The organism is Actinoallomurus iriomotensis (genome assembly GCF_030269445.1).
Taxonomy (GTDB): domain Bacteria; phylum Actinomycetota; class Actinomycetes; order Streptosporangiales; family Streptosporangiaceae; genus Actinoallomurus; species Actinoallomurus iriomotensis.
The window spans coordinates 197,695-215,415 of record NZ_BSTJ01000005.1 but is presented as its reverse complement, the minus strand read 5'-3'; the positions used below and the strand labels follow the sequence as shown (position 1 = coordinate 215,415).

Annotated in this window: 18 protein-coding genes; 8 read left to right on the top strand and 10 right to left on the bottom strand. The window is 73.4% G+C overall.

The window, feature by feature from the left end:
• Positions 1 to 20: 20 nt before the first annotated feature.
• Both QSK37_RS21835 and QSK37_RS21830 read right to left on the bottom strand, forming a co-directional pair.
• Positions 21 to 1,490 (bottom strand): AlkA N-terminal domain-containing protein, encoded by a 1,470-nt coding sequence (locus QSK37_RS21835; protein WP_285624103.1) that lies wholly within the window; start codon positions 1,488 to 1,490, stop codon positions 21 to 23.
• 102 nt (positions 1,491 to 1,592) lie between these two features.
• On the bottom strand, positions 1,593 to 2,678 hold the full coding sequence (locus tag QSK37_RS21830) for a serine hydrolase domain-containing protein (RefSeq protein WP_285624080.1): 1,086 nt from the start codon (positions 2,676 to 2,678) through the stop codon (positions 1,593 to 1,595).
• 201 nt (positions 2,679 to 2,879) lie between these two features.
• Here QSK37_RS21830 and QSK37_RS21825 point away from each other — a divergent pair, with 201 nt between their 5' ends.
• Complete coding sequence (locus QSK37_RS21825; RefSeq protein WP_285624076.1) at positions 2,880 to 3,392, top strand: SRPBCC domain-containing protein; 513 nt, start codon at positions 2,880 to 2,882, stop codon at positions 3,390 to 3,392.
• Here the strand turns inward: QSK37_RS21825 and QSK37_RS21820 are convergent.
• On the bottom strand, positions 3,381 to 4,118 hold the full coding sequence (locus QSK37_RS21820; protein ID WP_285624073.1) for an alpha/beta fold hydrolase: 738 nt from the start codon (positions 4,116 to 4,118) through the stop codon (positions 3,381 to 3,383). The genes QSK37_RS21825 and QSK37_RS21820 overlap by 12 nt on opposite strands.
• A gap of 96 nt (positions 4,119 to 4,214) precedes the next feature.
• On the opposite strand from QSK37_RS21820, the gene QSK37_RS21815 reads away from it, so the two are divergent.
• On the top strand, positions 4,215 to 5,147 hold the full coding sequence (locus tag QSK37_RS21815; RefSeq protein WP_285624071.1) for a helix-turn-helix transcriptional regulator: 933 nt from the start codon (positions 4,215 to 4,217) through the stop codon (positions 5,145 to 5,147).
• 87 nt (positions 5,148 to 5,234) lie between these two features.
• Here the strand turns inward: QSK37_RS21815 and QSK37_RS21810 are convergent, their stop codons facing one another.
• Positions 5,235 to 5,708, bottom strand: coding sequence for a DUF4097 family beta strand repeat-containing protein (locus QSK37_RS21810; RefSeq protein WP_285624069.1), 474 nt, complete (start codon positions 5,706 to 5,708; stop codon positions 5,235 to 5,237).
• A 108-nt stretch (positions 5,709 to 5,816) separates the two neighbouring features.
• Positions 5,817 to 6,653: an SDR family NAD(P)-dependent oxidoreductase gene (locus QSK37_RS21805; RefSeq protein ID WP_285624067.1), complete on the bottom strand. Its 837-nt coding sequence runs from the start codon at positions 6,651 to 6,653 to the stop codon at positions 5,817 to 5,819.
• A 39-nt stretch (positions 6,654 to 6,692) separates the two neighbouring features.
• Here QSK37_RS21805 and QSK37_RS21800 point away from each other — a divergent pair, with 39 nt between their 5' ends.
• A complete protein-coding gene (locus QSK37_RS21800) occupies positions 6,693 to 7,952 on the top strand; it encodes an SLC13 family permease (RefSeq protein WP_285624064.1) in 1,260 nt (419 codons plus the stop codon).
• Position 7,953: 1 nt separating this feature from the next.
• Positions 7,954 to 8,457 (top strand): universal stress protein, encoded by a 504-nt coding sequence (locus tag QSK37_RS21795; RefSeq protein ID WP_285575849.1) that lies wholly within the window; start codon positions 7,954 to 7,956, stop codon positions 8,455 to 8,457.
• Here QSK37_RS21795 and QSK37_RS21790 read toward each other — a convergent pair whose 3' ends face one another.
• The gene (locus QSK37_RS21790) at positions 8,458 to 9,162 is read right to left on the bottom strand and encodes a DedA family protein (protein WP_285575851.1); all 705 of its coding nucleotides are present in this window, start codon (positions 9,160 to 9,162) and stop codon (positions 8,458 to 8,460) included.
• A gap of 188 nt (positions 9,163 to 9,350) precedes the next feature.
• Between QSK37_RS21790 and QSK37_RS21785 the strand changes: the two genes are divergently transcribed.
• Positions 9,351 to 10,448: an NAD(P)/FAD-dependent oxidoreductase gene (locus QSK37_RS21785; RefSeq protein ID WP_285624050.1), complete on the top strand. Its 1,098-nt coding sequence runs from the start codon at positions 9,351 to 9,353 to the stop codon at positions 10,446 to 10,448.
• Positions 10,445 to 11,341 (top strand): RNA polymerase sigma-70 factor, encoded by an 897-nt coding sequence (locus tag QSK37_RS21780; protein WP_285624047.1) that lies wholly within the window; start codon positions 10,445 to 10,447, stop codon positions 11,339 to 11,341. Before QSK37_RS21785 ends, QSK37_RS21780 begins: the two co-directional genes overlap by 4 nt.
• Positions 11,342 to 11,365: 24 nt before the next feature.
• Here QSK37_RS21780 and QSK37_RS21775 read toward each other — a convergent pair whose 3' ends face one another.
• The 3 genes from QSK37_RS21775 to QSK37_RS21765 all read right to left on the bottom strand — a co-directional run bounded on the left by QSK37_RS21775 (position 11,366) and on the right by QSK37_RS21765 (position 14,946).
• Positions 11,366 to 12,589: a cytochrome P450 gene (locus tag QSK37_RS21775; protein WP_285624045.1), complete on the bottom strand. Its 1,224-nt coding sequence runs from the start codon at positions 12,587 to 12,589 to the stop codon at positions 11,366 to 11,368.
• Between the two features lie 39 nt (positions 12,590 to 12,628).
• On the bottom strand, positions 12,629 to 14,224 hold the full coding sequence (locus tag QSK37_RS21770) for an FAD-dependent oxidoreductase (protein WP_285624043.1): 1,596 nt from the start codon (positions 14,222 to 14,224) through the stop codon (positions 12,629 to 12,631).
• A 77-nt stretch (positions 14,225 to 14,301) separates the two neighbouring features.
• On the bottom strand, positions 14,302 to 14,946 hold the full coding sequence (locus QSK37_RS21765; protein ID WP_285624041.1) for a TetR/AcrR family transcriptional regulator: 645 nt from the start codon (positions 14,944 to 14,946) through the stop codon (positions 14,302 to 14,304).
• A 71-nt stretch (positions 14,947 to 15,017) separates the two neighbouring features.
• Between QSK37_RS21765 and QSK37_RS21760 the strand changes: the two genes are divergently transcribed.
• On the top strand, positions 15,018 to 15,947 hold the full coding sequence (locus QSK37_RS21760) for an ATP-binding cassette domain-containing protein (protein ID WP_285624039.1): 930 nt from the start codon (positions 15,018 to 15,020) through the stop codon (positions 15,945 to 15,947).
• Entirely contained in the window at positions 15,937 to 16,674 is a 738-nt protein-coding gene (locus tag QSK37_RS21755) for an ABC transporter permease (RefSeq protein ID WP_285624036.1), read from the top strand. Before QSK37_RS21760 ends, QSK37_RS21755 begins: the two co-directional genes overlap by 11 nt.
• Here the strand turns inward: QSK37_RS21755 and QSK37_RS21750 are convergent.
• On the bottom strand, positions 16,655 to 17,629 hold the full coding sequence (locus QSK37_RS21750) for an EamA family transporter (RefSeq protein WP_285624033.1): 975 nt from the start codon (positions 17,627 to 17,629) through the stop codon (positions 16,655 to 16,657). The genes QSK37_RS21755 and QSK37_RS21750 overlap by 20 nt on opposite strands.
• Positions 17,630 to 17,721: the final 92 nt, after the last annotated feature.

The window sequence follows — 17,721 nt, the reverse complement described above, 5'->3', positions numbered from 1 at the left end:
CCTGATCGGGTCGAAGGGGTTCAGGCGGGGATCCGGTTGATGGCGTGGTCGCCGGTGGCCCACAGGTGCTGCACCGCGTACGCGCGCCAGGGCCGCCACGCCGCGGAGTGGCGGATCAGCGCCGCCGGGGTGCCGGGCAGGCCGAGGTGCCGGGCGGCGGCGCGTACGCCCAGGTCGGTGGCGGTGAAGGCGTCCGGGTCGCCGAGCGCCCGCATCGCGATCGTCTCGATCGTCCAGGGGCCCAGGCCGGGCAGGTCGCCCAGCCGCACGCGCGCCTCGGCCCAGTCGCTGCCGGGCCCCAGGTCGATCTCGCCCGCGGCGAGCGCCGCCGCCAGGGTCGTCAGCGTCACGCGGCGCGCCCGGGGGAAGGCCAGCGTGGCCGGATCGATCTCCGCCAGCGCCTCGGAGGCGGGGAACAGATGGGTCAGTCCGCCCTCGGTGTCGGTCACCGGGTCGCCGAGCGCGCCGACCAGCCGGCCCGCGTGCGTACGGGCCGCGGCGGTGGACACCTGCTGGCCGATCACGGCGCGGACGGCGAACTCCGCGCCGTCCGCGGTCCGCGGCACCCGCCGCCCGGGGCTCTTGTCCACGTACGGCGCCAGCACCGGGTCGCGGCGCAGCAGATCGTCCACGGCGACGGGATCGGCGTCCAGATCGAGCATCCAGCGGCACCTGCTGATCGCGTTGGCCAGGTCGCGCAGGTCGGTGAGGGCCAGCCGGCAGGTGACGTGTTCCGGGCCCGGCCGCAGCGAGACGATGCCGTGGCCGTGCGGGAGCCGCAGGGTGCGCCGGTACGCCCCGTCGCGCCACTCCTCGACGCCGGGAACGGCGGTCGCGGCCAGGTGACCGAACAGGTTGTCGGGGCACAGCGGCGCACGGTACGGCAGCCGGAGCGTGATCGTGCCGGAGGCCTGGGCGGGCCGGCCGCGGCCGACGCGGTGGCGCAGCTCGGTGGGCGAGAGCGCGAAGACCTCTCGCACCGTGTCGTTGAACGTACGGATGCTGGCGAACCCGGCCGCGAACGCGATGTCGCTCATCGGCAGCGTGCTCGTCTCGATCAGGAGCCGCGCGGTCTGGGCGCGCTGGGCACGGGCGAGCGCCAGCGGACCGGCGCCCAGCTCGGCGTTCAGCTGACGCTCGATCTGCCGGGTGCTGTAGCCCAGGTGAGCGGCCAGGCCCGGCACGCCCTCACGGTCGATGACACCGTCGGCGATCAGCCGCATCGCGCGGCCCACGAGGTCGGCGCGCTCGTTCCACTGCGGTGAGCCGGGGCTGGCGTCGGGCCGGCACCGCTTGCACGCGCGGAACCCGGCCTGCTGGGCCGCCGCGGCACTGGGGTAGAACCGCATGTTCTCCGCCTTGGGCGGCACCACCGGGCAGCTCGGCCGGCAGTAGATCCCCGTGGTCAGCACCGCGGTGAAGAACCATCCGTCGAACCGCGCGTCCTTGGACCGCACCGCGCGTACGCAGCGTTCCACGTCCTCATGCATGTGCCCCAGCATCGTCTCTGCCCACCGGCCTACGCTAGCGAGAATCCGACATCAAGGTGCGATGCCGCGAAGGCCCGGCGAGTACCACCGCTGACCCGAGGGTCAGGCGTAGGCGGTCGTGATGATCTCCAGCCCTCGATCGTCGTCCGCGGGTTCGCGCATCTGGTTCGTCACGTACGCCACCGCCATACGCGCGTCGGGATCGACCATGACGATCGAGCCGCCCCAGCCGCCCCAGCCATGGGTGCCGCCGAACAGTCCGTAGCCCAGGCCGTAGCGGACCGGCATGCCCAGGATGCGGTCCACGCCGTTGAACTGCTCCTCCCTCGCACGGTCGCAGCCCGCCCGCGACAGCAGTCGCAGGTCGCGCACCGCTCCTCCGCAGGCCATCACCGACTGTACGAGGGCGACCGAGCGGGCGTTGCCGAATCCGCTGGCCGCGGGGATCTGCGCCCGGCGCCAGGCGATGCTGTTGCCGTCACGGACCCGTATGGTCGTGCCGGCGGCGGGGAGTGCGCTGCCGCCGGGCGCGCCGGCGGCGTAGTCCTCGTCCCGCGACGGCGGCGGAACCGTGAGCGCCACCCGGTGGTCGTGCTCGGCGGGCAGCCCGATGTGGAAGTCGGCGCCCAGCGGCCGGGCCACCTCCTCGGCGAAGAAGCCGCCGACGGTCCGGCCGGTGATCCGACGCACGACCTCGCCCACGAGAAACCCCTGGGTGAGCGAGTGGTACCCGGCCGCGCTGCCCGGTTCCCACTGCGGGGCCTGGGCGCCCAGACGGGCGGTGGCGGACGGCCAGTCATAGAGATCCTCGACCGGCCCGTCCCAGTCGGGCAGGCCCGCGGTGTGCGCGAGCAGGTGCCGGACCAGCACCTTCTCCTTGCCCGCCACGGCGAACTCCCGCCAGTATCGGCCGACCGGTGCGGCCAGGTCGAGTTCGCCGCGGTCGGCCAGGACCAGCGCGCACAGCGCCGTCATCGTCTTGGTGACCGACCAGACATTCGTGATCGTGTCCCGCTGCCACGGGACGGTGTGGTCCGCGTCGGCGTACCCGCCCCAAACGTCCACCACGGGCTCGCCGTCCACGAAGACAGCGACCGAGGCGCCCGCGTCTCCCTCGTCCAGCAGCCGGGCCAGCGCACGGGGCACCGCGGTGAACCGTTCATCGTATGAGCCCTGAATGGCGGCCATGCGTTGTATTCAGCGCGCCTCGCCCCCTCAGAGGCAACCGGATTTTCCGGCCAGAGCCCATGAAACGGCGTTCGCGGTCTCACCCGGGGAGGGAACGCCGTTCACGCCGGCGACCACCGGTAGGAGATCCCCTACGCGTCGAACGCAGGGGATCTCCTACCGGTGCGTGCGTTGCGCGGCGGTTGTGGCATGCTCCCGCTCATGTTCAACCGGCTGATCGCGGGCATTCTGGCACCCGCCATCGTCCTCGCCGGCTTCTACCTGTGGGGCCGCTCCCACCCGTACACCGTGACGCGTTCCACCGAGATCGCCGCCTCCCCCGCCCGGGTCTGGCAGGTCCTCACCGACCTGCGCTCCTACGACCGCTGGAATCCCGAGATCACCGACGTGGACGGCCGCCTCGCCGTCGGGCGGACCCTCACCCTTCGCCTGCACTCCGGCGGCGGCGTCTCGACCGTCCGCACGACCGTACGGGCGGCCGAGGCGGGCCGTGAGCTGCGCTGGTTCAGCCGCTATCACGAGGTCGGCGGGCTGGCCGACGGCGAGCAGCGGTTCACCATCGAGGCCGCCGGTCCGGGTCGGGTGCGGTTCACCCAGGCCGAGACGTTCCGCGGCATCGCCGTGCCGTTCCTGCGCGGCAGCCTGGCCGCGAGTTGCGACCGCTTCGACGCGATGAACGCCGCGCTGAAGAAACGCGCCGAGTCACACGAGTGACGCCAGCGCCCGCGCGGTGTCGGCCGGCCGCGACAGCATCGGGTAGTGCCCCGTCGGCAGCGGCACGACCTGCGGCACGCCGTCGAAGCCGGCCATCATCGGATGCCTCTCCTCGAACATCCGCCGCACCTGCTCCTCGGTGAAGACACAGGCGATCAGCGTCTCCGGCACGGGCGTGCCGTGGGTCCGCCGCAGCGGGTCGGTGGCGGTCGCGAACGGCTGGGGCACGCTCCGTTCCCGCAGCAGCGCCAGGTCGGCCGCGCTCAGATCGGCCAGGTTGACCGGGTCCTCCGCGACGTCGGCGAACGGCGGCGGGGGCAGCCGCCAGCCTTCTCCCTCCGCGGCGACCCGCTTCTCGATCGCCTCGCGCTCCTCGGGCGGGTTGGCGTCGAACTGCCGCATCCCGTCCGGCAGCGGCACCGAGTCCAGGTAGACCACCCGCGTCAGCCGCTCGGGGACCCGGTCGGCGGCCTGCGCCACCGGCAGCCCGCCGCCGCTGTGCCCGACGAGGATCACCTCCCGCAGGTCCCCGTACCGCAGGGTGTTGACCACGTCGAGGGTGTGGGTCTCCATGCCGACCTCGGGTGTCGCCAGGTGCGCCCGGTCGCCGAGGCCGGTGAGCGTGACCTGATGCACCTCGTGCCCGGCCGCCCGCAGCCGCGCGCCGACCGTCTCCCACACCCAGCCGCCGAGCCAGAACCCCGGGACCAGTACGTATGTCGCCATCTTGCGTCCTTTCGTTCGCCTGGCCCCGAACCTAGAGGCGATTCCGGACAAGTCCGGTCCGGTATAAAGAGCAGAATCGGCCCGGGAAGGACTTCGATGTCACATCCGACCACCCGTGTGCTGACGATGCTCGAGTTGTTGCAGGCCCGCCGGGAGCTCACCGGCCGGGAACTGGCCGACGCGCTCGGTGTCGACGAGCGCACCGTGCGTCGCTACGCGCTGCGTCTGGCCGACCTGGGCATCCCGGTGGAGGCACGGCGCGGCCGGTACGGCGGCTACCGGCTGCTGCCCGGCTACAAGCTGCCGCCGCTGATGTTCACCGAGGACGAGGCGGTCGCGGTCGTGCTCGCCCTCCTGGTCGGCCGACGCCTCGGGGTCGGCACCGACGGTGCGCTGGAGAAGATCCATCGCGTCCTGCCGGCGTCGCTGCGGGACCGCGTCGCCGCGCTGCGCGAGACCCTCGGGTTCACGCTGACCCCGCGCGAGGCGACGGTGCCGGACGCGTCGGCGCTGCTGGTCCTGGCCGCCGCGGCGCGCGACCGGCGGAGAGTACGGCTGCGGTACCGCTCCTGGCGCGGCGAGGACAGCGAACGCGAGCTGGACACCTACGGCCTGGTGTTCCACTCCGGCCGCTGGTACGCCTCCGGGCTGGACCACCGGCGCGGCGAGGTCCGCACCTTCCGCGTCGACCGGGTCGCCGCGGCCGAGCCGCTGCCGGTGACGTTCGCGGACCCCGGCGAGTTCGACGTCGTGGCGCACGTGACCGGCTCGCTCGCGTCCGTCCCGTACGCGCACGAGGTCGAGGTCGTGCTGGACACGACGCTCACCGAGGCACGACGGCGGCTGCCGCCGACGATGGCGCAGCTGTCCGAGGTGCCCGAGGGTGTGCTGCTGCGGGCCCGCGCCGAACGCCTGGACGGCATGGCCCAGATGTTGGCCGGGCTGGGGTGGCCGTTCACCGTCCGCACGCCACCGGAACTGCGCGGAGCAGTACGGGAGCTGGGCGAACGCCTACTCCGGTCGAGCTGACCACCGCACGCGCCGGTACCGGCCTTGGGGAAACGGACGGCCGGGCCGTCGGCGACGACCCGGCCGGATGGCCCTGGCTCTGCTCCTTCAGAGGGTGTGGGCGGTGATGTCGCCGTGGGTGGTGGTGGCGTGGATGTCGAGTCCGGGAGTGCCGTCGTTTGTGAGGGTGTTGCTGACGCGGCCGTGGGTGGTGCCGGCGTCGAGGGTGGCGGAGACGCCGGCCGCGGCGCCGATGGTGATGTCGCCGAGGCGGCCGGTGGTGTGTAGTTCGGTGCTGGCGGCGGTGGCCTGGATGTGGGAGCCGGCGGGCAGGTTGATGGTCACTTCGATGGAGCCGGACGGGCCGAGGTACTGGTTCTTGGCGGGGGCCTGGATTTTCAGGACGCCGTCGGCGTACTCGGCGGTGGTCTGCTCGGCGGCTTTGACGTCGCGGCTTTTGGCGGGGTTGGCGGGTTGGATCTCGATGGTGGTGTCGGTGCGGTCGGCGGCGATCAGCTGGACCCGTCCGGCGGGGACGTTCAGGACGACGGTGATCGGGTGGGGGGTGTCGAACTTTCGCATCTCAGTCGTTGCATCACGTTGGGAGTGAACGCTATGAGTGAGGCCGTCGAGGACCCTCGAGGCGCGGCGAGGAGACCCGTGGGCGATCACGCGGTATGAGCCGGTCGCTCAGTGCGCGGAGAATCCGCCGTCCACGAAGATCGACTGGCCGGTGACGTACGCCGACGCCGCGCTCGCCAGGAACACGGCCGCGCCAGCGAAGTCGTCGGGGCGGCCGTTGCGGCCGATCAGCGTGCGGTCCGCCATCGCGGCGTGGCGCTCCGGCGGGATGTGGGTGGTCAGTGGCGTCACGACGAATCCGGGCACGAGGGCGTTGCAGCACACCCCGCGTGGCGACCACGCCTCGGCCTGGGAGCGGGTCAGCGCGACCAGGCCGCCCTTGCCGGCGCCGTAGGCGCCGCTGTTGCCGAACGCGCGGAAGGACTGCTGGGAGGCGACGTTGATGATCCGGCCGTGGCCGCGCTCGGCCATGCCCGGCCCGAACCGCTGGCCGAGCAGGAACGGGGCGTCGAGGTTGACCGCCATCGACCGGTCCCACACCGACGCGTCCAGCTCGTCCATCGGCGGCCGCAGGTTGATCCCGGCGCAGTTGACCAGGATGTCGGGTTCGCCGAAGATCCGCGCGGCGTCCTCGGCCGCCCGCCGTACCTCGGTACGCTCCCCCAGGTCGGCGATGACATGGGCGGCCCGGCCGCCGGCCGACTCCAGCGCGGTGACGGTCTCGCGCAGCGCGGGCGCGCCGCGGGCGATGAGCACGACGCTCGCGCCGGCCCGCGCCAGCGCGGTCGCGATGCCCCGGCCGATGCCCGAGCTTCCGCCCGTCACGACCGCGACCCGGCCGGTGAGCCCGAACGTCTCCTCCAAGAACCCCGTCACGGCCGGAAACGCTATCGGATCGGCGCGGCGCGGGCCGACCTCGCGCTTGGCGGCGGCGATCGCGGACATAATCCGACCTCGAGACGTCGGGACCATCTCCGGGAGGCCGTGCTGAACACCGTCGTCGCCGGGGTCGTCTCGGCCGTGGCGCTCCTGTCGGTGCTGGCGTTCGCCGTGGCACGCCCGCGGCGGCTGCCGGAGGCGGTGGCCGCGGTGCCGGCGGCCGCGCTGGTCGTGGCGATCGGCGCGGTGCCGCCCGGACGGGCGTGGACGCAGGTCCGCGAGCTGCTGCCGGTCGTGCTGTTCCTGGCCGCCGTGCTGGTGCTGGCGCAGCTGTGCGACGACGAGGGCCTGTTCACCGCCGCCGGCGACCTGATGGCGGGGACCTGCCGGGGCCGCCCCGAACGCCTGCTCGGCGGGGTCTTCGCCGTCGCCGCGCTGGTCACCGCGGTGCTCAGCCTGGACGCGACGGTCGTGCTGCTGACACCGGTGGTGTTCGCGACGGCGGCGCGGGCCGGCACCCGGCCACGGCCGCACGTGTACGCCTGCACGCATCTGGCCAACTCGGCGTCGCTGCTGCTGCCGGTGTCGAACCTGACGAACCTGCTGGCCTTCTCCGCCACCGGGCTGACCTTCGCGCGGTTCGCGGGGCTGATGGCGTTGCCGTGGCTGGCCGCGATCGCGGTGGAGTACGCGGTCTTCCGGTGGTTCTTCCGCGCGGATCTGGCGGCATGGGCCACGCCCGCCGAGCCGGCGGGGCGACCGCGCCTGCCGGTGTTCACCCTGGTGGTGCTGGCGCTGACGCTGTGCGGGTTCGCGCTGGTCTCCCTCGCCGGGCACAACCCGGCCTGGGCGGCGCTGGCCGGGGTGCTGGTGCTGTCGGGACGGGCGCTGGCGCGGCGGCGTACGAGCGTGCGAGAGCTGACCGGGGCGGCGAACCCGCTGTTCTGCCTGTTCGTGCTGGCGCTCGGAGTCGTGGTCAAGGGCGTGACCGACAACGGGCTGGGCGCCGTGGCGCGGCACGTGCTGCCGGGCGGTTCGAGCCTGCCCGCGCTGCTGGCGGTCACGGCCGTCGCGGCGGTGCTCGCCAACCTGATCAACAATCTGCCCGCCGTGCTGGTGCTGGTGCCGCTGCTCGCGTCGGGCGGGCCGGGCCCGGTGCTCGCGGCGCTGATCGGGGTGAACCTCGGCCCCAACCTCACCTATGTCGGTTCGCTGGCCACGCTGCTGTGGCGGCGGGTCCTGCACGAACGCGACGCCGAACCGGCCCTGGGCGACTTCACAAGGCTGGGACTGGTCGCGGTGCCCGCCACACTGGCGGCGGCGACGGTGGCACTGTGGGTGATGCTGAAGGTCTTCGGAGGATGACATGCCGGTGGTAACGATCATCTGGATCACGGAGGGCACGTGGCAGGCGGCGGTCGACGCGGCCCGCACGCTTGCCCCGCCCGGCGCGGAGTTCACGTTGCTGCACGTCAGCGGCGGTGAGGCGGCCGGCGCCGCGCACGCCGCATTCGCCGGGCTGCTCGGCCGCGGCGGGCGCGGTCGACGCGATCCCGGCGACCGGCTGGAAGAGCTGTCGGAGGCCGCCGCGGAGGAGCTGCTGCGGGCGGCCGGAGAACGCCTGGGCCGCCCGGCGACGGTCCTGCGGCGCCGGGGCCGGGTCGAACGCGAGGTCGTACGGGCCGCCGAGGACGCCGACCTGCTGATCTGCGCGCGCGACGGCGACCGTGAGCGGCTCGGACCGCACAGCCTCGGCCCGGCGGCGCGTTTCGTCGTCGACCACGCGCCCTGCCCGGTGCTGGTGGTGTGGCCGCGGGAGGCGCCGGGCCTGGAGTCCCTGCCGCCCCCGCCGCCCCCGGAGCGGCACTGATCAGTCCGCGTCGGCGGCGGCCGGGGCACGGCGGCCCCGTACGCTCTGGGTGACGATCACTCCGGCGACCAGGGCGATGGAGATCCACAGTCCGTAGTGGGAGATGGCACGGGCGACGTCGACGGCGTCCTGGCCGAGGTAGTAGCCCAGCCCGGTGAGCAGCCCGATCCACAGCAGCGCGGCGACCACGTCGAGCAGCACGAAGGTGACCAGCCGCATGCCGGTCCAGCCGGCGACCACGAACAGCAGCGCCGCCGGTATGGGCAGGTAGTAGGCGAACACGACGCCCAGCCAGCCCAGGCGGCGGCCGTACTTCTCGGCGCGGGCGACCAGCCGGCCGCCGCGGCGGCTGCGGCCCGCGAAGATCAGCAGCAGGCCGCGTCCCCAGCGCCGTCCCGCCCACCAGAAGAACGGATCGAACATGATCATGCCGGGGACGGCGGAGACGACGGCCAGGAACAGCGGTACCTGGCCGACCCGGGCGAACGCGCCGGCGGTCACGATCGAGGTCATGCTGCCGGTCAGCAGCTCCAGCAGCACCGGATGGCGGCCGATGAGCAGCGGCCGTACCGGGATGATCGCCAGGGCGTACAGGCCGCTCGCCGCGATGCCGAACCAGCAGATGAGGTCGGCCCGCCGGGGCCGTCCCGCCCAGGGAACGCCGGGCTGCGGAGCCTGCGGTGCCCTGTCCTGGGCGGAGGTCATACCCCGATCGTAGAGGCCCCAGGCCAGGGGCCCGGCGCGCGAGGTGGGACTCTGGGCGAACCTTTCCGCTCCCTCGGTGCGCGGTGGTCTTTCCGCCGTGGTGACGCAGGTCACCCTTCCGCCCCATCACAGACGATCTTGGTCTCGCATCCCATGCACGACCCGAATCCCCAGCAGGGAGGCAGAACATGAAGGTCGTGGTGGTGGGCGGCGGCTACGCGGGGACGATCGCGGCGAACCGGCTGGCCAGGAAGAGCCGGGAGACGGAGATCACAGTGATCAACCCGCGACCGGAGTTCGTCGAGCGGGTCCGGCTCCACGAGCAGATCGCCGGAACCGGTGCCGCGGCGACCCCGCTCGCCGCCATGCTGCGCGACGGCATCACCGTGCGGCTCGGATCCGTTGAGAAGATCGGCGACGGTTCGGTCACGCTCGTCGATGGAGAGACCGGAGATTTCGATCACCTGATCCTCGCGGTGGGGAGCACGGCGACACCGCTGCCGGGCACGGTCGCGGTGGGGACGTGGGAGAGCGCCGAACAGGCGCGCACGAAGCTGGCCGAGGTGCCCGCCGGGGGCGTGGTCACGGTCGTCGGCGGTGGGCCGACCGGCATCGAGACGGCCTCCGAGGTCGCCTTCGCACGACCCGACCTGCGTGTCCGGCTGGTGGGCCCGACGGTCGGCGCGAGCCTCTCGGACGGGGCGCGCCGGCGGGTGCGCCGTGCCCTGGACCGGCTGGACGTGGAGGTCGTGCAGGACTTCGTCACGGTGCTCGACCCGGGCCGCGGAGAACGAGGCGGTGACATGGTGGGTCTGCGGTCCGGCCGGCGGCTCGACTCCGACCTCACCCTGTGGGCGATCATCGGGACCGTCCCGGATCTGGCCGCGCGCAGCGGGCTTGAGGTGGACGCCGACGGGCGCGCGGTGGTCGACGACCTGCTGCGCAGCGTGACCGACCCGCGGATCTTCGTCGTCGGTGACTGCGCCGCGGTCCCCGGCTCCCGGGCGGCCTGCGCGACGGCCATCCCGCAGGGCGCGCACGCCGCCGATACGCTGGCACGAATGCTCAACGGCCGCGAGCCCACGCCGTACTCCATGGGCTATGTCGGGCAGGCGCTCAGCCTGGGCCGCCGAGACGGGCTGATCCAGGCCAGCCGACGCGACGACACCGTGCGCGGGCTGTACATCGCCGGACGCGGCGCGGCCATGGTCAAGGAGCGCGTCTGCCGCTCTGCGAGGTACGGCGCGCGCACCGCCAACTACGTCTGGCTCCGAGGCCCGAAGTGACCGAACAGACCGATCCGGAGAAGGAGTACGCGGCCCACCGGCCGCTGCTGTTCTCGATCGCTTATGAGGTCCTCGGGTCGGTGGCCGACGCCGAAGACGTCCTGCAGGACAGCTACCTGCGATGGCGGTCGGTCGACCACGCGTCCGTGCTCAACCCGCGGGCCTATCTCGCGCGGATCGTCACCCGCCAGGCCCTTGGCGTGCTGCGGTCCGCCGCCCGGCGCCGGGAGGAGTACGTGGGGCCGTGGTTGCCCGACCCGCTGGCCGACGACACCACCGCCGGCGCCGGGCCCACCGGCATCGACCATGTGCTCACCGGCGAGGCGGTCACCACCGCGATGCTGCTGGTGCTGGAGACCCTGACTCCGCTCCAGCGGGCGGTGTTCGTCCTGCGCGAGGTGTTCGACTTCGACTACCCGGAGATCGCCGCGGCGGTCGGTAGGTCCGAGGCGGCGGTGCGGCAGCTGAACCAGCGTGCCCGCAACCAGGTGCACGCGCGGCGCCGTACCGCGATCGCCGACCCCGCCGAGGCCCGGCCGATCGCCGAACGCTTCCTGGCCGCGGCCGCCACCGGCGACGTCCAGGGCCTGATGGACCTGCTCGCGCCCGACGTGGTGTTCCTGGCCGACGGCGGCGGTGTCGTGAGCGCGGCGCGCCGTCCGGTGACGGGTCCCGACAAGGTGGCCCGGATGGTTCTCGGCCTGCTGGTCAAGGGGGCCCGGATGGGTGAACTCGGCATCCGCCTCGGCGTCCACAACGGGATGCACTCCATCGCGGTGTTCATCGACGGAAGGCTCGACCAGGTCACCTCGATCGAGATTCGCGACGACACCGTGACGGCCGTCTACTGCGTCCGCAACCCCGCCAAGCTCACGGCCGTCACGATCCGCTGAGCCGTCGACCGTGCCGCCGGAGGTTCAGGGATCGACGCCGTCGTAGTCCACCAGGAGCCGCCGGGGGCCGCGCAGCGCCGAGCTCGGCCGGTACGGCGGCGGGTCGGCGACCAGCCGGGGGTCGCGCAGCCGCCGGGTCAGCTCCGCCAGTGCCGTCTGGGCCTCCAGCCGGGCCAGCGGCGCGCCGAAGCAGTAGTGGACGCCGCCGCCGAAGCCCAGGTGCTCGTTGGCCTCGCGGCACGGGTCGAAGCGCTCCGGTGCGCGTACGTGGTCCGGGTCGCGGTTGCCCGCGGCGAGCGCGAGCACGATCGGCGCGCCGCGCGGGATCGTGGTGTCACCGATGGTGATGTCGTCGAGCGCCACGCGTGTCGCGGGGAAGTGCACCGGCGGCTCGTAGCGGAGCAGCTCCTCCACGACGCCGACGACCAGGCCCGGCTCGTGCCGCATCCGCTCGAGCACCTCCGGGTGGCGCAGCAGGGTGAGCATGCCGTTGGCGATGAGGTTGACGGTCGTCTCATGCCCGGCGACCAGCAGCAGCGTCACCGTGCTGACCACCTCCTCCATCGACATGCCGCCGTCCGGGCCGTCGTCGGTGAGCAGCCCCGACAGCAGGTCACGGCCGGGGTCGCGGCGGCGCGCGTCCGCCAGCCCGCGCACGTAGTCCCCCAGGGCCTCGGCGGCGCGCTCCCGGCGGCGCACCCGTTGGGCGACGTGGTCATCGCCGGGACCGAAGCTCTCCACGATCTCGGTCGACCACGCGTGGAACCGTGGCTCGTCCTCGCGCGGCACGCCGAGGATCCGGCAGATCACCGTCACCGGGAACGGGTAGGCGACCGCCTCGACGATGTCGGCACGCCGGTCGCCGGCGATCGCGTCGATCAGCTCGGTGACGATCGCGGTCAGCTCCGGCCGCAGCCCCGTCACCAGGTCCGGTGAGCCGGGCGGGCCGAAGTGGCGCATCGCCAGCCCGCGCAGCCGGTCGTGCTCCGGCGGGTCCACGACGATGAAGGCGGGCGCGCGGCCCGGTGGGGCGGGTTCACGGTCGGCGAAGTGCTCGGCGAGGTTGCGGCGGTCGGAACTGACCCGCGGATCGTGCAGGAGCGCGACGATCTCGCGGTAGGTGCTGACGACGTAACCTCCGTCGTCGAGCGCCGCCACCGGGGTCTTACGCAACTCGGCGTACAGCGGGTACGGGTCGGCGCGCCCGGCACGGTCGAGGATCCGGCCGAACACCTGGCTCTCTGTCATGGCTCCCCCTCTGCCGTGTCCGGTGACGCGCGGCGGTGGTCACCGGGAGCGGTGGACCAGCCAGGCCCGGCGTTCGGCCGGGTCGTGGCCGGTCACCACGACGGTCGCGCCGTGGGTGGCCCCCACCCGGTCGGGCACCTGCGCCGGGACCGGGCACGCCGCACCGGCCGGGTCGACGGTGCGGAACCGGGGCGGGAACGGCGCTGCCTGTTCGATCAGGCCCTGGTAGAACTCCAGCCACATCCCCTGGTCGAAGGTGACCGCGGCGGTGATCCGCCCGCGGTAGCCGTACACGGCGACGAAACGGAACTCCCGGGCGGACCCCTGCACGATGATCACCTCGTCGGCGAAGGTCGGCACGCCCACCGACTTGATCTCGACGCCGAACTGGGTGGACCAGAACACCGGCAGCGCCAGGTGCGGCCAGCGGTGCGTCTGGCCGCTGAGCATGTTGTGCGCGGCCACCTCGGCCTGGGCGACCGCGCTCCCCCAGTGCTCCAGCGCGAGGAACTGGTACTCGTACACCGGGTGCGGCAGGCGCGCGACGTCGCCGGCGGCGAAGACGTCATCGGTGACCAGGCCGTTGATGTCGAACGCCCGGCAGCCCGCGTCGCAGGCCACGCCCCAGGGCCCGGCCGCCAGCCCGGAGCCCTCCAGCCACTCGACGTTGCGGACCGCGCCGAGCGCGGCGACCGCCAGGTCCACCTCCAGGACGTCGCCGTCGGACAGGCGGGCACGGCGCAGCCGGCCGTCCTCGCCCTCCAGGGCGGTGACGCCGATCCCGCAGCGCAGGTCCACTCCGTGCGCGCGCTGCAGGTCGGCGGCGATCGCGCCGACGACGCCGCCGAAGGCGCCGACGAGGGGTGCCGGTCCGCGTTCGGCGACGGTCACCGGGCGGCCCAGCTCGCGGCAGACCGAGGCGATCTCCGAGCCGGTGAATCCGCCGCCGATGACCAGCACCCGGCCGTCGCCGGAGGCCAGCCGGCGCCGCAGCACGGTGGCGTCCTGGGCCGTGCGCAGCGTGCACACCCCGTCCAGGGCCGCCTCCGCCGGGTCCGGCCAGGGCCGCGCCCGGGTGCCGGTGGCGATCAGCAGCCGGTCGAAGGGCAGGTCGCGGCCGTCGGCGAGGATCACGCGGCGGCGGTCGAGGTCCAGTCCGGTGGCGGGTGTGCCGCGCAGCCACACGGCGTCCAGGTCGGGGGGCCGGGGCAGCGCCGTGCCGCGGGCGGGCACCCGGCCGCTGAGCACCTGCTTGGACAGCGGCGGCCGGTCGTACGGCTCGCCGGGCTCGTCCCCGACCAGGGTCAGCGAGCCGGCGAAGCCCTCGCCGCGCAGCACGGCCGCGGCGCGCGTGCCGGCCAGTGAGGACCCGACGATGACGACGCGCCCGTCGCGGCGGAAACCGTCGCCGTCCGCGGGGTACGGCCCGGGCTCGGGGTCCGCGGCGTTCCGCTCGACGTGCAGCGCCTGCACGGGGCAGGCCGCCGCGGCCCGCAGCACGTTCTGGCGCTGGTCCGCGGAGGGGGCGGGGTCGTAGGCGAGCGCCTCACGACCGTTCATCGAGAACACCTCGGGCGCCATGAAGACGCACTGGCCGTACCCCTGGCAGCGCGTGAGATCCACGACGACGCGCACCCGACTCCCCCTTTCCGGGCGCCCCTCCCCCCTTCGGGACCTACCCGCGTTCGGGCGTCGGTAGTTGCGCCGGCGCGTCAGGCCGGCTTGACCGCGTACGCGCCGACCCCGGACTCCAGCAGGTGGAAGGCGCGCTCGGCGGCGGCGCGCACCGACGGCAGGATCGTCTCGACGCTCTCCCCGGCCAGCCGCCGCCGCAGGAACTCGGTGCCCACCGCGCGGGTCAGCGCGGCCAGCTGGGCGGCGACCAGCCTGGGGGTGGGGTCGTCGGGGTCGGCGTCGGTCTCCTCCGCCAGCACCCGGGCCAGGTACTCCTCGCGCTGTTCGTGCAGCTGGCGGATCCGGTTGGCCAGCGCGGGGCTCTCGGCCACCATCTTGAAGAAGTCGGACGCGCCGCCGTTGATGCCGTACCGCCAGTCGCGCGCGTCGATGGAGGCGAGGAGGTCGCGGCGCAGCGCGTCGATGGCCGACTGGCCCGGCGGCCGGGCCGCCACGATCCGGCCCATGTTCTCCACGACGACGTCCTGCCGGTCGAAGAACAGGTCCTCTTTGGTGCGGAAGTAGTTGAAGACCGTGTTGACCGACACGTCGGCGGCCTCGGCCACCTCGGCGACCGTGACCTTCTCGAACCCGCGCAGCATGAACAGGCCCATGGCGACGTCCGCGATGCGCTGGCGGGTCTCGCGCTTCTTACGCTCGCGCAGGCTCAGTTCTTCTGCCACGTCGCCGATCGTACCTACTTGGTGTCACACTAAATTTGTAGTGACACCAAGATTGTGCGAGGGTGGGCGGCATGGATCACGTCATCGAGGCGCGTGGCCTCGCGAAGTCCTTCACCGGCGCGGAAGCGGTCCGCGGCGTCGACCTCACCGTGGCGGCCGGAGAGATCGTCGGGTTCCTGGGCCCGAACGGCGCCGGCAAGACGACCACCCTGCGAATGCTCACGACCCTGCTGCGTCCCACGGCCGGCGCCGCGACGGTGGCCGGATGCGACCTGGTCGCCGACCCGGCCGGCGTGCGGCGCCGCATCGGCTACGTCGCCCAGGGCGGCACGACGAACCCCTCCTGCACGGTGATGCGGGAACTGGTGCTGCAGGCCCGGCTGTACCGGGTGCCGGACCCGCACGAGCGGGCGCGGGACCTGATGGCGCGCTTCGGGCTCACCGACCGGCCCATCGGGTCGCTGTCGGGCGGGCAGAAACGCCGCCTCGACATCGCCCTGGGCATCGTGCACGTCCCCGCCCTGGTGTTCCTGGACGAGCCGACGACCGGCCTGGATCCGCAGAGCCGCGCCGAGGTGTGGCGCCACGTCCGGCGGCTGCGCGACGAACACGGCACCGCGGTCTTCCTGACCACGCACTACCTGGAGGAGGCCGACGCGCTGTGCGACCGGATCCTCATCATCGACCGGGGACGCGTCATCGGCGAGGGAACGCCCGATGACCTCAAGCGCCGCCTGTCCGGCGACATCGTCACCGTCGAGATCGACGGCGACCCGCGTCGGGCCCGGGCCACGCTCGCCGGCCTGGACGCCGTACGGGAGGTGCAGGTGACCGGCGGGACGCTGCGCCTCACCGTCGAGCACGGCGACCGGATCCTCCTCCAGCTCGCCCGCGCGCTGGACGCCGGCGGCGTGGAGCCGCGGTCGGTGCGCCTGGCCCGGCCCACCCTCGACGACGTCTTCCTCGCCCTGACCTCATCGGAGGTGACCCGTGCCGCGTGACACCTGGCTGATCTTCCGGCACCAGCTGCGGCTGTCCCTGGGCGGCTGGTTCGGGCTGGTGTTCGGCGTGCTCCAGCCCGTCCTCAACCTGGCGCTGTTCGGCCCGCTGCTGAGCGCCTACCTGGGGCCCGGCAGCTGGCAGGTGTTCGTGCCCGGCGTGCTGATGCAGCTGGCGCTGCTGAGTGCGGGCCTGGCCGGGTTCGGCATCGTCTTCGACGCGCGTTTCGGCGTGCTCGACCGCCAGCGGGTCACCCCCGCTCCCCGTACCGCGCTGCTGCTGGGCCGCGTGCTCACCAACGTGGTCGTGCTGCTGGGCCAGTCACTGCTCGTCGTCGCCGTGGGGTTCGCGTTCGGGTTCCGGGTGCCGATCGCCGGGCTGCTCATCGGCCTGGCGCTGATCGTGCCGCTGGCCGTCAGCCTGGCCGCGCTGTCGTACGCCTTCGCGCTCACGCTCCGCCGTCAGGAGATGTTCGCGCCGATGTCCAGCACGGTCATCGTGCCGATGCTGCTGCTGTCGGGCGCGCTGCTGCCGATGTCGACGGCGCCGGCCTGGCTCGACGTGCTCTCCCGCGCGACGCCCTTCCGGTACGCGGTGGAGGGGCTGCGGGCGGCCTTCGCCGGCCACTACGCCTCGGCCACGCTGACCGGCGGCGTCGTCGTGTCAGTGGCGTTCGCGGCGGTCGCCGTCGCCGTCGGCACCCGGACGTTCATCCGCTGGAACGCGTGAGAGCGGCGGTCTCCATGACGGGCAGTTCCCCGATCACCTGCGCGCGGGCGGCCACGGACCGCTGGGCGACGAACGCGCCGCCCAGCACGATCACACCGCCCGCGAGCTGGACCGGGGACAGGTGCTCGCCCAGAGTCACCCAGGCGAACACCGCCGCCGCGACCGCCTCGACGTAGCCCACCGCGCCCGCGACCGGCGCCGACAGCCGGTGCACGGCCGCGACGCTGGTCACGTACGCGACGACCGTGCTGATCAGCACCAGCAGCGTGAGCAGGAGCCAGCCGGGGGCGGTGTGGCCGCCGAGCGCGACCTCCATGCCCAGTTCGTGCCAGGGCACCGTCCACGGCGGGGCGCAGGCGGCGAGGACGATCGTGGCGACGGCGAAGCCGATGGCGGTCATGACGAGCGGGTCGATGCGCCCGACGGCCCGGTCGGCGGCCAGGAAGAAGGCCGCCTGGCACGCGGCCGCCCCCAGCCCGGCGAGCACGCCGATCATGTCCAGCCGCAGCCCCGACCACACCTCGACCACGCAGGCGAGCCCGACCAGCGCGATGCCGACCCCGACCGCGGCCGAACGCGGCAGCGGCGCCCGCAGCACGAACCGGGTCCAGCCGACGACCAGCACCGGACCGGTGAACTCCAGCAGGATCGCCACCCCGACCGGCAGCCGCGACGCCGCGACGAAGTAGAAGGACTGGCAGCCCGCCACCCCCATGACGCCGTACAGCAGCAGGAGGCGCCAGTGGCGCAGCGCCGCGGCGGCCGCTCGGCGGCGCGCCGCCAGCATCACCGGCACCAGCACCAGCGTCGCTCCGGCCACCCGGGTCCACGACGCCTGCAACGGCGACATGCCGGCTTCGATCAGCGCCTTGCCGAACGCGCCGGACGTGCCGAAGCAGACCGAGGAGAACACCCCGAATCCCAGTCCCCATGCCTTCACTCGAGCGGCGTCCACGGAGTCCCCTTCACCTGTCGAATCAGGAGCATCAATACATCATGCTCCTTACGTACGACAACGGGATTCTCCCGACGCCACTACCATGCCCA